Genomic DNA, 13,163 nt, shown 5'->3' on the forward strand with positions numbered 1-13,163 from the left:
TCATATCGGGAACCGCGTTGACGTAAACGTCAACCCGAAGCTATATGCGCCGGCGACCTTGATCGCGAAAAGCGCAAGACGGCGACTTCGGGCCGGATCAAAGTGCCCCAGACCGAAGTGCAATGGGGTGCGACAAACGCAACGAGACGAGGAGAACGGCCATGGGCGTTCAGGAAATTGCCGACAAGATCAGCGCGCGCGTGGCGAGTGCCGGGTTCGATCGTTCCGTCAAATTCGATACCGGAGGCGACGGCGTCATCGTCATCGACGGCGCTGCTGTATCGACCACCGACGCGCCGGCCGACTGCACGATAAAGCTTTCGCTCGACGATCTGGAATCGCTGATATCAGGCGATCTCAACCCGACCATGGCGTTCATGTCCGGCAAGATAAAGGTCGAAGGCGACATGAGCGTCGCCATGGCGCTGAGCCAGTTGATCGGCTGACCCATTCCAATCCTGGATGGAAACAAGCCGCCGCCCGATGGCAGCGGCTTGTTTCCGATCCGTCAGGCAGCGAGCGACAGCCGCTGTGCCTTCAGCTTGCGCCCGGCCGCCTTCAGCGTGCCCTGCGCGCCGGCGAGCACGCCTTCCACCAGCTCCAGCGCCAGCAGGCGGTGCCGCTCATAAGGTCCCGGCATGGCCAGCGAGCCGGTTTTATCGGCCGAGAACCCGAAGCGCTGGTAATAGGGCGCATCGCCGACCAGCAGGATCGCCGCATGGCCGAGGCGCGCGGCTTCAGCGATTGCATGGCGCATCAGCGCCGAGCCGATGCCGGCATTCTTGATTGTGGGATCGACGGCGAGCGGGCCAAGCAGAAGGGCGGACCTACCGCCCTCGCCCAGCACGACATCCCAGAGCCGCACGGTGCCGGTGACAGCGCCCGACGCATCGCGTGCGACAAAGGCAAGGCCTTCCGAAGGCCGGCGGCCGCGCCGCAGCTTTTCCGACGATTTTCTCCGGCGCTTCGGCCCCATGGCGCGATCGAGCAAGGCCTCGCGCGCCGGGACGTCGGCAGCGGTTTCGGCGGTGATGACGAAAGCGCCAGCAATCTCCCCCCTAGAGGGCGAGATGTCGCCGAAGCCGACAGAGGAGGGCGCCGCGCGTGAAGCGCCGGCGCCACGCAGTCCAAGAGAGGTCGCGACAGCTGAGGCGACCCCCTCTGGCCGCTTTGCGGCCATCTCCCCCTCAAGGGGGGAGATTTGCCGGCTCACAGCGCCATCAACGATGAAATCCACAATTTCCATTTCCGCGATCCTTCACGAGCGGATTGTTCCACAGGCGAACCGAAGCGGGCGATCTCGTCGCCCGCGCCGGATGATCTGACCGGCTCTTGCGAGCCGTCAGATCACGTAGGATCGGAGAGGCTCGAAGCCGTTGAAGGCGACCGAGGCGTAGGTCGTCGTGTAGGCGCCGGTGCCCTCGATCAGCACCTCGTCGCCGATGGTCAGCGACAGGGGCAGCGGATACGGCGTTTTCTCGTACATCACGTCGGCCGAATCGCAGGTCGGGCCGGCGAGCACGCACGGCGCGGTCTCGGTGCCGTCATGCGCGGTGACGATCGGGTAGCGGATCGCCTCGTCCATCGTCTCGGCGAGCCCGCCGAACTTGCCGATGTCGAGGAAGACCCAACGCACATTGTCGTTGTCGGCCTTCTTCGAGATCAGCACGACTTCCGACTTGATGACGCCGGCATTGCCGACCATGCCGCGGCCCGGTTCGATGATGGTCTCGGGAATCGCGTTGCCGAAATGCTTGCGCAGCGCCGAGAAGATCGCCTGGCCATAGGCCTGTGCCGCCGGCACGTCCCTGAGGTAACGGGTCGGGAAACCGCCGCCCATATTGACCATCTTGAGCACAATGCCTTCGTCAGCGAGCGTAGCGAACACCTTTTTGGCGTCGCCGAGCGCGCGGTCCCAGGCGGTCAGGTTGGTCTGCTGCGAGCCGACATGGAACGACACGCCATAGGCGTCCAGCCCGAGCGCCCTCGCATGGCGCAGCACGTCGACCGCCATCGCCGGCACGCAGCCGAACTTGCGCGACAGCGGCCATTCGGCGCCTTCGCCGTCGGTCAGCACGCGGCAGAACACACGGGCGCGGGGTGCAACGCGGGCGATCTTCTCGACCTCCTCGACGCAGTCCACCGCGAACAACCGGATGCCGAGTTGATAGGCGCGCTGGATGTCGCGCTCCTTCTTGATGGTGTTGCCGAAGGAGATGCGGTCCGCCGGCGCGCCGGCGTCCATCGCCATCTCGACTTCGGCAACGGAAGCGGTGTCGAAGGACGAGCCCATCGCAGCAAGCAGGCGCAGGATTTCCGGCGCCGGATTTGCTTTCACCGCATAGTAGATTTTCGAATCGGGAAGCGCCTTCTCGAAGGCGCGGAAATTGTCGCGCACGACATCGAGATCGACGACAAGGCAAGGGCCGTTCGGACGTCGGGTGGCGAGGAAGTCAAGGATGCGCTGGGTAGCCATCGGGGTCTCTCCATAGCGCCTTTCGGCGCGCACAAAGGCTGCGGGACACGGGTCATTGACCTCGCGAACACGCGGTGGACAAAGGCGGGACGTCAATCCATGGAACCAGCCGGTGGAGACCCCGGAACCATGAAGCGCCGTCTCGCGGCGGTGAACCTTGGCCTTGCCCGGCCTCGGTTCGCTTTGTCTGCCTTGGCTTGGATTGGGAGAACCCGTTCCGCACTGCCGGCAATGAAGGTGTGCCTCTTCAGTAACCCCGGTCTTTGGACGACCGGCAGAACACCAGAAAGGCCCGCACCGTCGTTGCTTCAAGGTGTCCTCGGTCTGGCGGTTGGCCGCTAAACCGACTGGAGGGGTTAGCTCCAGTTACCTTACCGATATCCCTCACCATTTTGAGGATCGGCGGACACCCACAGGCACGTGCGACTTTGGGCAAGCGCGATATAAGGTCGATGGATTTCACAATCAATAAAAATCGTACGCCAGGTTGTAAAAATCCTGGCGTCGAACAATGTTGCAACAACTGTATCCGGATATCGAACGCATGGCAGGCACTCGCGGCCCTCTGAACGCTTTTCTCGACCTCGATGGTATACCTATATCCAATGCGCAGTCCGGCCCGCTTGCCGGCCTGCGGCTGGCCGTCAAGGATATTTACGACGTCGCCGGCTACCGCACCGGCTGCGGCAATCCGCAAAAATACCAGCAGGCTTCACCCGCCTCGGCGACGGCGCCGGCCGTCCAGGCGCTGCTTGATTCGGGCGCGTGCTTCGTCGGCAAGACGCAGAGCGACGAACTGGCCTTCTCGCTGATGGGGCTGAACGCGCATTTCCCGTCGCCGGTCAATCCGGCAGCACCTGATCGCGTCACCGGCGGCTCGTCTTCCGGTTCCGCCGCCGCGGTCGCCGGCGGGCTGGCCGACATCGCCGCCGGATCCGATACCGGCGGCTCGATTCGCGCTCCGGCAAGCTTTTGTGGGCTGATCGGCCTGAGGACCACGCATGGCCGCATCTCGCTCGAAGGCGCCATGCCGCTGGCCCCTTCACTTGATACGTTCGGCTGGTTCGCCAGGAACATGGTCACCTACGAAAAGGTCGGCGCGGTGCTGCTCGGCGACGATCTGCACAACCAAGAATTGCAGCGCCCCCTCGCGCTGGATGCGCTGGACGGGCTCGTGCTCGGCCCGCAGGAAGCCGACGAGTATCGCGCCATGGTCCGCGCTGTCGCATCGGTGTTGGGCGCACCGCGCACCGTTGCCCCGCTGTCGCATTCCACCGACGATCTCTATTGGTGCTTCCGCAAACTGCAGGGGTACGAGGCCTGGCAAAATCATGGTGCCTGGATCGCCGGCAGCGATCGGATGCTCGGCCCCGGCGTCAAGGAGCGCTTCGAGCATGGCGCAACCATCGACGCGGCAACCGCACAATTTGAAACGGAACGTCGCGTTTCGTTTCGTCGCGAACTTGCTCACCTGCTTGGCGAAGACGGTGTTCTTGTGCTGCCGACCGCTCCGGGTGCCGCCCCGCTCAAGGCCGCCTCATTCGACGATTTGCAGACCTATCGGGAACGCGCGCTGAGACTGTTGTGTCTTTCCGGCCTGTCCGGCTTTCCGCAGATCACCCTGCCGCTGGGCCCGGTTGACGGCGCCCCGTTCGGCCTCTCGCTGCTCGGACCGAAAAACAGCGACCGGCAGCTGATGGCGCTTGCCGCGCGCATCCTTTCAGCCCACCAGAGGAGCGCATGACATGGATACGCTGACCCGCATGCGCGCCTTCATCGACGTTGTCGAGGCCGAAGGATTTTCGGCAGCGGCGCGCAAGATCGGCCGCTCCAAGGCGCTGCTGTCGAAATATGTGCGCGAGTTGGAGGACGAGCTCGGCGCGCTGCTGCTCAACCGCACCACCCGGCAGTTCTCGCTGACCGAGGCGGGCCACACCTATTACCGCCGCGCCTCGGAAATCGTCCGCGAGGTCGACAGCCTGGCCGATGCGGTGCGCGAATCCTCTGGCGACGTGCGCGGCAGGATCAAGCTGTCGGCGCCGCGCACCTTTGCCGACGCGCCGATCGGCCTATCGCTGATCGACTTCGCCAAGCAGCATCCCGACATCGTGCTCGACATTCATCTCGATGACCGCTTCGTCGATCTGGTCGAGGAAGGCTTCGATCTCGCCGTGCGCATTTCGCGGCTGGAAAGCTCCTCGCTGATCGCCAGGCGCCTGGCGCCGTTCTCGGTGCGGCTGTGCGCATCTCCCGAGCTGATCGCCAGGCACGGCATGCCGACGCGGCCGCAGGACCTTGGCCGCATGCCCTGCATCATCGACACCAATGGCCGCTGGCTGACCAACTGGCCGTTCAAGGGCGACAGCGGCGACACGGTGACTGTTTCGGTCTCCGGTCCGATCGAGGTCAACAGTCCGATGGCGGCAAGAGCCGCCGCCGTGGCGGGATTGGGATTTTCAGTCCTGCCGGATTTCATCGCAGCGCCCGACATCGAAAGTGGCCGGCTGGTGACCGCGCTGGATGACCGCATCCTGCCGGGTGGCGGCATTTTCGCCGTCTATCCGCACCGCCGCTATTTGCCTGCGAAAGTTCGCGTCTTTGTCGATTTCCTGGTGCAGTGGTTCAAGACGATTGACAATGCATGAGCTTTTGGGCGCCCGGGGTCCCATTTTCGCCCGCTTTCTGGTAACTCTCGACAGTCACCGAAGTCGATGGAATCACCACCCAGAATGAACCTGAAGCGGCAAGCAATCATGATGGCTTCGGCCATGGCGGCGACTTTTGCCACGGTCGGGCCAGCCGACGTGCATCCCCACGTCTTCGCCGAGGCTCGCCTCGAAGTGATCCTCAGCCCGGATCACCAAAGCGTGAAGGCCTTGCGTCATGTCTGGCGCTTCGACGATTTGTTTTCGAGCACGGTGATGATGGAGTTCGACAAGAATTCCGACCTGAAGCTCGACGACAAGGAGCTGAAGGAAGTCGCCGACACCGTCCATGCTTCGCTGGCGGAGTTCAATTACTTCCAGCTCGTCACCGTCGACGGCAAGGATGAGGCGATGAGCCCGCCGCCGCAGCTGATGGCGAATTTCGACAACGACCAGCTCATTATCCTGTTCGAATCCGAACCCAAGGCGCCGACCAGGCTGGCCGGCAAGATCGATATCGGCGTCTATGACCCGACCTTCTACACGGCGATCGACTTCACCGAGGATGCCAATATGCAGGTCGCCGACTTGCCGTCGACATGCACGAGCAAGGTCGTTCGTCCGAACCCCGACGAGGCGATCGCCGCGAACCAGAAGAACCTGACGGATGCCTTCTTCAACGATCCGACAGGCACCGATATGATATTTGCGACCAAGCTTGAACTGAACTGTCAGCCAAAAGGATAATCCGGTGACGAAACCGTCCCTGCGTTTGGCTTTCGGGCTCTTGGCCGCCGCCCTTGTGATGGCGCACGTCCTCGGCTCCGCCCACGCCCAGAGCTCGCTCGGCATCGGCACCAATGACGGGATGGCTCCCACCACCGGCCCGTTCGCCCAGATCCTGATGTGGATCAATCTGCGTCAGCAGGAATTCTACCGCGCGCTTGCCGGTGCGATGAAGGCGATGCGTGAGGACGGCAGCAAGCTGTGGCTGCTTATCGGCCTGTCCTTCGCCTACGGCATTTTCCATGCCGCCGGCCCCGGTCACGGCAAGGCGGTGATCTCGTCCTACATGGTCGCGAACGAAGTCGCGCTCAGGCGCGGCATCATGCTGTCCTTCGTCTCGGCCCTGTTGCAGGCGCTGACGGCGATCCTTGTGATGATGCTCGCCTACTTCGTCCTGCGCGGCACCACCATATCGATGACCGACGCGGCATGGTTCCTCGAAGTCACGAGTTTTGTCTTTGTCACCCTGTTCGGCGCCTGGCTTTTGTGGCGCAAGGCCGGCCCTGCCATCCTTCGCCTGTTCGGCGCGAACCCTGCCTACAGCCTCTCGGCGGCCCATGCCGGCCATTCGCAAACAGGCCATCCTGCACATGCGCATTCGGTGCATGCGCCTCACGCACATGGCCATGAGGGCCACGATAGCCATGATCATGGCGCACACGACAATGACCATGGCGGGCACCATCACCATGGCGGGCACCATCACCATGCGGCGGGCGAGGTCTGCGAGACGTGCGGACATTCACACGCGCCCGACCCGGCGCTGCTTTCCGGCGACCGCTTCGACTGGCGCACCGCCTGGTCGGCGGTGGCTGCGGTCGGTATCCGCCCCTGCTCGGGCGCGCTGATCGTGCTGAGCTTTGCCATGCTCAACGGGCTGTGGTTCGGCGGCATTCTGTCGGTGCTGGCGATGGCACTCGGCACCGCGATCACCGTCTCGATCCTGGCGACGCTGGCGGTGACGGCCAAGAACTGGGCGGTGTATTTCGCTGGCGACGGCCGCATGGGCAACCGCATCCACTCGATCGTTGAGATCGGCGGCGCAGCCTTCGTCTTTTTGTTTGGGTTGCTGTTGTTGTCGGCGAGCCTGACTGGCGGATGAAGCAGTCCCTTCACCCTTACCGGGCGTCGGCGCTGCCCCTCACCCTTACCCTCTCCCCGTAAAAAAAGGGGAGAGGGGGATCGCCAACGTTGCGGCCAGCCCCCTCGCCCCGTTTACGGGGAGAGGATGCCGGCAGGCAGGTGAGGAGCAGCGCCGAGGTCGACAATTTGTGTGTTGCCGCTGGCCCCGAATATCGACAGCTAACCTGCGATCTTCCCGTCCAGCTCGTCCTCGATATGGGCGCGGATGATGTCGTCGAAGCTGGTTTCGGCGGCAAAGCCAAGCTCCCTCGACCGCCGCGCCTCGAACCGTGTCGGCCAGCCCTTGACGATCGCCCAGATCGTATCGTCGGGCTCCTCGCGGATCAGTTTCACCGCCTTGGCGCCGGCAATGCGTTCCAGGGCCTCGATCTGCTCACCGACCGTGACGGCGACACCGGGCATCGTCAGATTGCGGCGCGGCCCGACGGCGCTGCCGTCGATCCCTGCGGCGTGGATCAGAAAATTCACCGCCGAGCGCGGGCTGGCGTGGGTGTGCACGACGGAGCGCGGCACCGGCAATATTGCTTCCTGGCCGCTCAACGGCTCGCGGATGATGCCGGAGAAAAAGCCCGAAGCCGCCTTGTTGGGCTTGCCCGGCCTGACGCAGATGGTCGGCAGCCTGATGCCGATGCCATCGAAGAAGCCGCGCCGCGTATAATCGGCGAGCAATGCTTCGCCCATCAGCTTCTGCGTGCCGTAGGAGGTCAACGGCGTCGGGTGGAATTCGTCTGATATAATGTCCGGAAACGGTGCGCCGAACACGGCGATCGACGAGGTGAAGACGACGCGCGGCGCAAACCCCGCCAGTCTTACGGCATCGAACAGCGCCCTTGTGCCGTCGAGATTGACGCGATAGCCGAGATCGAAATTGGCCTCCGCCTCGCCCGACACGACGCCGGCGAGATGAAAGATCACGTCTGGGCGCGACGCGACCAGCCGTTCCATCGCGCTCGCCGCGGCGAGATCGCCTGTATGGATGGTGACGTCGACGCCATCCAGTGTCGGCGCCTGCGGCGGCACGATGTCGTGAAGGTCGAGCGCGGCGACCTTCCGGCCGCTGAGCGTTCCATCCTTCGCCAGCCAGGCGATGAGCTTGCGGCCGACCATGCCTGCCGCGCCGGTAATCAAAACACGCATATCAATGATCCTTTTTGCGCTGGCTGCGGCCACGCAGCCAAAACACGACGAAAATGGCCACCATGAAGACAGCCGCAATAATGGCGGCAAGAATGGTCGAGACGCGGCCGACCGCCAGCATCACGGTTGGCAAATAGTAGGCGGCGATGCCGAACAGCAGCAGCACCCAGAGTGCGCCGATCGCCGCATTGCGCGTGTCGCGATCCATTACGCGGCCCGGACACGGCGGGGATTCGTCAACTTCGTTACCATGCCATGGAACTCCTGGGATCAGTGATAGTGGCGATGATGCGGAGCCGCATCATGCGCATGGTCGTGCTCGCCATCATGCTTATCATCGGCGCAATGGCCGAATTCCGGTTCTACGGTGGCGTGGGCAATGCCATGCGCGGCAAGCCGCTTCTTGATGGCGCTGACCGCTTTGTGGGCATCGACGCCATCGTTGAGGCAAGCATGCAAGGTCGCCATGTTGCTTGACCCGTCAAGCGACCAGACATGCATGTGATGCACCTCGCGCACGCCGTTCACCGTCCGCTCTATGTCCCTGGCGATCAGGTCGCGATCGAGGCTCGCCGGCACGCCTTCGAGCAGGACATGGGCTGCTTCGCGCATCAGCGACCAGGCGGTGGACAGGATCAGCAGCGAGACAAGGACGGACAGGATCGGATCGATTGGCGTCCAGCCCGTTGCCAGGATGATCAGCGCAGCTAAGATCGCCGCCGCCGAGCCAAGCAGATCGCCGAGCACGTGCAGGATGGCGCCGCGCATGTTCAGGCTGTCGCGGTCGCCGCCATGCAGCACGAAGAAGCAGCCGATATTGACCAGCAGGCCGGCGATCGCAACGACCAGCATCGGCCCGCCGAGCACGGGCGCAGGCGTCAGCAGGCGTTCCCAGGCCTCATAGATGATCCACAGCGCAATGGCGAAGATGGCGATACCGTTGGTATAGGCGACCAGCGTCTTGACCCGGCCGAAACCGTAGGTGAGGCGAACCGTGGCCGGCCGGCCGGCCAGATGAAAAGCATACCAGGCAAGCCCGAGCGCGATACAGTCGGCGAGCATGTGGCCGGCATCCGCCAGCAGCGCCAGCGATCCCGTCAAGAGACCGCCAAGCGCTTCTACGATCATGAAGCCGGCGGTCAGGCAGGCGGCGATCAGCACGCGTTTCTTGTCGGTCGAGCCGTGCACATGACCGGCGCCGTGGCTGCGGTCATGCCCTTGCGAACCATGGTCGTGGGTATGCGCCACCTGCGAACTCCTGTCAGAACTGATCCATCCCGGCAGAATCCGGACGGAGGCTCTGTGTTCTTGTTTGACCATGATCTTTGCCCGAAAACCGGCTTCCACTTTTCGGGATCATGGTCCTTCTGGTTTGACCACGATCTTGCCCGAAAACTCGCCTTCACTTTTCGGGATCGTGGTCCTGGGTCATGGTCAGGCGCCGAACTCGGCGCGGAAATCCTCGAGCCGTCGCTTCTGCCGGCCGTCGCCGTCGAAATTGCCCGGATCGAGCCATGCCTCATAGGCTCTACGCAGTGCCGGCCACTCCTTGTCGATGATCGAGTACCACGCGGTATCGCGGTTTTCGCCCTTGACCACAAGATGCTGCCGGAAAATGCCCTCGAACTTGAAGCCGAAACGCTCCGCCGCGCGCTTCGACGGCTCGTTGCGGTTGTTGCATTTCCATTCGTAGCGGCGATAGCCAAGCTCGAAGATGTATTTCATGAACAGGAATTGCGCTTCCGTCGCCGCCGGCTTGCGCGAGATCAGCGGACCCCAATAGATGTTGCCGATCTCGATAACGCCATAGGCAGGGTCGATGCGCATCAGCGTCTGGCGTCCGGCGACCTTGCCGCTGGCCTTGTCGATGACGGTGAAGAACAGCGGGTCCTCGCTGGCTTCGGCCTTGTCCAGCCACGGCTGGAAGGCGGCGCGGGTCTGCGGCGGATAATCGGGCAGCCAAGCGAAGCGGCCGTCGACATCAGGCACCGACGACGCCTCGAAAAGGCCGTCGCCATGCTTTTCGGAGCTCAGCGGCTCAAGCCTGACAGTGCGCCCCTCCAGCACCTTGCGCTCCGGCCGCGGGCGCGGTTGCCAATTCTTGAGATTTTCCGACACCCAAAGCTCCAATCCGTTTGACTTTTGCGAAAGGACGCTCACAAAAACGCTCGCTCGGTGAAAGAACCACAGGGACGGGAAAAATGCTCCACACGATTTCGGCCTTCGATCGTCTCGGCGAGGAAAACGCCTTTGCGGTGCTGGCTCGTGCCACCGCGCTCGCCCATCAGGGCCGCGATATCGTCAATCTCGGCATCGGCCAGCCCGACTTCAAGACGCCGCAGCACATCGTCGAAGCCGCAATCAAGGCGCTGCGTGACGGCCACCACGGCTATACGCCGGCCAACGGCCTGCTGGCGACACGCGAAGCGGTGGTGCGCCGCACGCTGACCACAACCGGTGTCGAGGTGTCGCCCGAGGCGGTGATGATCCTGCCCGGCGGCAAGCCGACCATGTTCGCCGCGATCCTGATGTTCGGCGAACCGGGCGCCGAGATCCTCTATCCCGATCCCGGCTTTCCCATCTATCGCTCGATGATCGAATTCACCGGTGCTGCTCCGGTTCCGGTGCCGATACGCGAGGAGAACGGCTTTGCCTTCTCGGCGCAGGAGACGCTGGCGCTGATCACGCCGAAGACCAGGCTGCTCATCCTCAACTCGCCGGCCAACCCGACCGGCGGGGTCACCCCGCGCGCCGAGATCGAGAAGCTGGTCAAGGGGCTGGAAGCGCACCCGGACGTCGCCATCCTCTCCGACGAGATCTACGACGTGATGACCTATGACGGCGAGACGCACTTCTCGCTGCTCAATTTCCCCGAAATCCGCGACCGACTGATCGTGCTCAACGGCTGGTCGAAGACCTGGGCGATGACCGGCTGGCGCATGGGCTGGTCGATCTGGCCGAACGGCGACAAGGGCGCCCACCTCTACGACAAGGTGCGCAAGCTGGCGGTCAATTGCTGGTCCTGCGTCAATGCGCCGAGCCAGTATGCCGGCATCGCGGCCATCGACGGTCCGCAGGACGACGTCGACAAGATGATGCGCGCCTTCGACCGCCGCAGGAACGTCGTGGTCGAAGGCTTGAACGCCTTACCAGGCGTTTCCTGCATCACGCCGAAAGGCGCTTTCTATGCCTTCCCTAATGTCTCAAAAACTGGTTGGAAGGCCAAGAAACTCGCCTCGGCTTTGCTTGAGGATGCCGGCGTGGCGCTGATCGGCGGACCTGATTTCGGCGTTCTCGGTGAAGGCTATATCAGGCTGTCCTACGCCAATTCCGAAGAGAACATCCTGCGCGCGCTGGAACGGATCAAGGCGTTTCTGGGCAAGTGAGGGCGGGTACGCGACCGACGAAAGGAGATGTCAGATGTTCTATGCCATCCTTGCCTATCACGTGGAAGAAGTGATCACGGCGCTGACGCCGGAGGAGGACGCGGCGCTGATGGCCGACCTGCTCAATATCCACGAACGGCTTTACCGGGATGGTAGCCTCGGCCCGGCGGCGCGGCTCGGGGCGACCCAAGACGCGTGCACCTTGCGCGGGCCGGGCGCCGGAATGGTCATTGACGGACCCTTCGCCGAGACCAAGGAGCAATTGTTGGGACTATACGTCGTCGACTGCGCCACGCGCGATGCCGCGATCGCGATTGCGCGCGACTTTCGCCGTGTCAATCCGACGGCCGTCTACGAAATCCGCCCTATTTCGCTATATCTTCCGGGCGTGCCGCTTTCGGTGACGCAGTCCTAAAGCGCATCGCGTTTGAAGGATGCGACGCGCTTTAGTTCTTGTTTTATGCATGTCGTTATCGCAAAACCGCTGCGCACTTTTGCGCGACATGCATTAGCCAAAATTGAACGCCGTCCGGCCGGGTCCCCCCGGCGTTCGCCGGCCTTTCATCGTGCCAGTGGCACGATGAATTCGCTTACGCGAACCGGCCGCTCACCCTCGCCCGACATACGGCATCTTCGTCGCCATCACGGTCATGAACAGCACATTGGCGTCGAGCGGCAGGCTGGCCATATGGACGACGGCATTGGCGACCTGCTGGACATCCATCACCGCTTCGGCGGCGATGGAACCATTGGCTTGCGGTACTCCGACCGTCATCGCCTGCGCCATGTCGGTCAGGGCGTTGCCGATGTCGATCTGGCCGCAGGCGATGTCATAAGGCCGGCCGTCCAGCGCCAGCGTCTTGGTCAGCCCGGTAATGGCGTGCTTGGTCGCGGTATAGGGCACTGAGCCCGGACGCGGCGCGTAGGCAGACACCGAGCCGTTGTTGATGATGCGACCGCCCATCGGCTGCTGCCTGCGCATGGCGCCGAAGGCAGCGCGGGCGCACAGGAACGAGCCGGTGAGATTGACCCCGACAATTTCGTTCCACACCTCGACCGGGATCTCGTCGATCAATGTCGACTTGTAGCCCGCGCCGGCATTGTTGAAGAGCAGGTCGACACGACCGAAAGCCGCCGCCACCGTCTCGAACAGATCGTCGACCTGGTCGGCCTTGCTGATGTCGCAGGCGACCGCCAGCGCCTTGGCTTGTGTCGATCCGGCATCAGCGATTGCCTTGTCCAGCACCGGCTTGCGGCGTCCGCAGAACACCGTATTCCAGCCGGCCCTGAGCAGCGCCGTGGCGACGCTCTTGCCGATGCCCGTGCCGGCGCCAGTGACGATGGCTGTTTTGTAGTCTGTCATAACTGTCCTCCTATAGCGCCGCATGCCCGCAAGGACGCTATAGCACCATGATTTTGAGCAATTTTGAATTTGCGCATGATCGCTTCCAAAAATCGATTCCGATTTCGGCTCATGCGCTAACCGGCTGCGACAAAAAGGGCGGCCATTGGCGGCCGCCCTGATCTGAACCGGCTGGGAGGAGGAAAGCCGATCCGACTGCTTAAAATCATGCGCTTCCTGGGTAAACG

The 13,163-nt window shown here is 63.2% G+C and carries 14 protein-coding genes; 7 read left to right on the forward strand and 7 right to left on the reverse strand.

The window, feature by feature from the left end; translation table 11 throughout:
* Nucleotides 1–161: 161 nt before the first annotated feature.
* A complete protein-coding gene (locus AC0L2C_RS24020) occupies nucleotides 162–446 on the forward strand; it encodes an SCP2 sterol-binding domain-containing protein (protein ID WP_023798033.1) in 285 nt (94 codons plus the stop codon).
* 62 nt (nucleotides 447–508) lie between these two features.
* Here AC0L2C_RS24020 and AC0L2C_RS24025 read toward each other — a convergent pair whose 3' ends face one another.
* Together AC0L2C_RS24025 and odc2 are read right to left on the reverse strand one after the other, a co-directional pair.
* Nucleotides 509–1,180, reverse strand: coding sequence for a GNAT family N-acetyltransferase (locus tag AC0L2C_RS24025; protein WP_128168960.1), 672 nt, complete (start codon nucleotides 1,178–1,180; stop codon nucleotides 509–511).
* 162 nt (nucleotides 1,181–1,342) lie between these two features.
* Nucleotides 1,343–2,476 (reverse strand): ornithine/lysine decarboxylase, encoded by a 1,134-nt coding sequence (gene odc2 / locus AC0L2C_RS24030; protein WP_473524616.1) that lies wholly within the window; start codon nucleotides 2,474–2,476, stop codon nucleotides 1,343–1,345.
* Between the two features lie 544 nt (nucleotides 2,477–3,020).
* On the opposite strand from odc2, the gene AC0L2C_RS24035 reads away from it, so the two are divergent.
* From AC0L2C_RS24035 to AC0L2C_RS24050, 4 genes are all read left to right on the forward strand, one after another.
* The gene (locus tag AC0L2C_RS24035; RefSeq protein ID WP_473524617.1) at nucleotides 3,021–4,220 is read left to right on the forward strand and encodes an amidase; all 1,200 of its coding nucleotides are present in this window, start codon (nucleotides 3,021–3,023) and stop codon (nucleotides 4,218–4,220) included.
* 1 nt (nucleotide 4,221) lies between these two features.
* On the forward strand, nucleotides 4,222–5,121 hold the full coding sequence (locus AC0L2C_RS24040) for a LysR family transcriptional regulator (RefSeq protein WP_128168892.1): 900 nt from the start codon (nucleotides 4,222–4,224) through the stop codon (nucleotides 5,119–5,121).
* Between the two features lie 84 nt (nucleotides 5,122–5,205).
* The gene (locus AC0L2C_RS24045; protein WP_473524618.1) at nucleotides 5,206–5,868 is read left to right on the forward strand and encodes a DUF1007 family protein; all 663 of its coding nucleotides are present in this window, start codon (nucleotides 5,206–5,208) and stop codon (nucleotides 5,866–5,868) included.
* Between the two features lie 4 nt (nucleotides 5,869–5,872).
* Complete coding sequence (locus AC0L2C_RS24050; RefSeq protein ID WP_473524619.1) at nucleotides 5,873–7,009, forward strand: nickel/cobalt transporter; 1,137 nt, start codon at nucleotides 5,873–5,875, stop codon at nucleotides 7,007–7,009.
* A 200-nt stretch (nucleotides 7,010–7,209) separates the two neighbouring features.
* Here AC0L2C_RS24050 and denD read toward each other — a convergent pair whose 3' ends face one another.
* The 4 genes from denD to AC0L2C_RS24070 all read right to left on the reverse strand — a co-directional run bounded on the left by denD (nucleotide 7,210) and on the right by AC0L2C_RS24070 (nucleotide 10,305).
* Nucleotides 7,210–8,187, reverse strand: a complete 978-nt coding sequence (gene denD / locus AC0L2C_RS24055; protein ID WP_287227795.1) for a D-erythronate dehydrogenase — start codon at nucleotides 8,185–8,187, stop codon at nucleotides 7,210–7,212.
* Between the two features lies 1 nt (nucleotide 8,188).
* Nucleotides 8,189–8,395 carry a hypothetical protein gene (locus tag AC0L2C_RS24060; RefSeq protein WP_027153224.1) on the reverse strand — a complete coding sequence of 69 codons (207 nt, stop codon included), beginning with the start codon at nucleotides 8,393–8,395 and terminating at the stop codon, nucleotides 8,189–8,191.
* 62 nt (nucleotides 8,396–8,457) lie between these two features.
* Nucleotides 8,458–9,435, reverse strand: coding sequence for a cation diffusion facilitator family transporter (locus AC0L2C_RS24065; protein WP_473524620.1), 978 nt, complete (start codon nucleotides 9,433–9,435; stop codon nucleotides 8,458–8,460).
* A gap of 186 nt (nucleotides 9,436–9,621) precedes the next feature.
* Nucleotides 9,622–10,305: a GNAT family N-acetyltransferase gene (locus AC0L2C_RS24070; protein ID WP_128173749.1), complete on the reverse strand. Its 684-nt coding sequence runs from the start codon at nucleotides 10,303–10,305 to the stop codon at nucleotides 9,622–9,624.
* Nucleotides 10,306–10,388: 83 nt separating this feature from the next.
* Between AC0L2C_RS24070 and AC0L2C_RS24075 the strand changes: the two genes are divergently transcribed.
* Complete coding sequence (locus AC0L2C_RS24075) at nucleotides 10,389–11,573, forward strand: pyridoxal phosphate-dependent aminotransferase (protein WP_473524621.1); 1,185 nt, start codon at nucleotides 10,389–10,391, stop codon at nucleotides 11,571–11,573.
* 34 nt (nucleotides 11,574–11,607) lie between these two features.
* Nucleotides 11,608–11,988: a YciI family protein gene (locus AC0L2C_RS24080; RefSeq protein WP_023798044.1), complete on the forward strand. Its 381-nt coding sequence runs from the start codon at nucleotides 11,608–11,610 to the stop codon at nucleotides 11,986–11,988.
* 192 nt (nucleotides 11,989–12,180) lie between these two features.
* On the opposite strand, the gene AC0L2C_RS24085 is transcribed toward AC0L2C_RS24080, so the two are convergent.
* Nucleotides 12,181–12,936, reverse strand: coding sequence for an SDR family oxidoreductase (locus AC0L2C_RS24085; protein WP_023798045.1), 756 nt, complete (start codon nucleotides 12,934–12,936; stop codon nucleotides 12,181–12,183).
* Nucleotides 12,937–13,163: the final 227 nt, after the last annotated feature.

Source organism: Mesorhizobium sp. WSM4845 (assembly GCF_055811455.1).

Coding starts and splice junctions, on each gene's coding strand:
- AC0L2C_RS24020 (WP_023798033.1), top strand. CDS start 162: ATGGGCGTTCAGGAAATTGCCGACAAGATCAGCGCGCGCGTGGCGAGT.
- AC0L2C_RS24025 (WP_128168960.1), bottom strand. CDS start 1,180: ATGGCCGCAAAGCGGCCAGAGGGGGTCGCCTCAGCTGTCGCGACCTCT.
- odc2 (WP_473524616.1), bottom strand. CDS start 2,476: ATGGCTACCCAGCGCATCCTTGACTTCCTCGCCACCCGACGTCCGAAC.
- AC0L2C_RS24035 (WP_473524617.1), top strand. CDS start 3,021: ATGGCAGGCACTCGCGGCCCTCTGAACGCTTTTCTCGACCTCGATGGT.
- AC0L2C_RS24040 (WP_128168892.1), top strand. CDS start 4,222: ATGGATACGCTGACCCGCATGCGCGCCTTCATCGACGTTGTCGAGGCC.
- AC0L2C_RS24045 (WP_473524618.1), top strand. CDS start 5,206: ATGAACCTGAAGCGGCAAGCAATCATGATGGCTTCGGCCATGGCGGCG.
- denD (WP_287227795.1), bottom strand. CDS start 8,187: ATGCGTGTTTTGATTACCGGCGCGGCAGGCATGGTCGGCCGCAAGCTC.
- AC0L2C_RS24060 (WP_027153224.1), bottom strand. CDS start 8,395: ATGGATCGCGACACGCGCAATGCGGCGATCGGCGCACTCTGGGTGCTG.
- AC0L2C_RS24075 (WP_473524621.1), top strand. CDS start 10,389: ATGCTCCACACGATTTCGGCCTTCGATCGTCTCGGCGAGGAAAACGCC.
- AC0L2C_RS24080 (WP_023798044.1), top strand. CDS start 11,608: ATGTTCTATGCCATCCTTGCCTATCACGTGGAAGAAGTGATCACGGCG.
- AC0L2C_RS24085 (WP_023798045.1), bottom strand. CDS start 12,936: ATGACAGACTACAAAACAGCCATCGTCACTGGCGCCGGCACGGGCATC.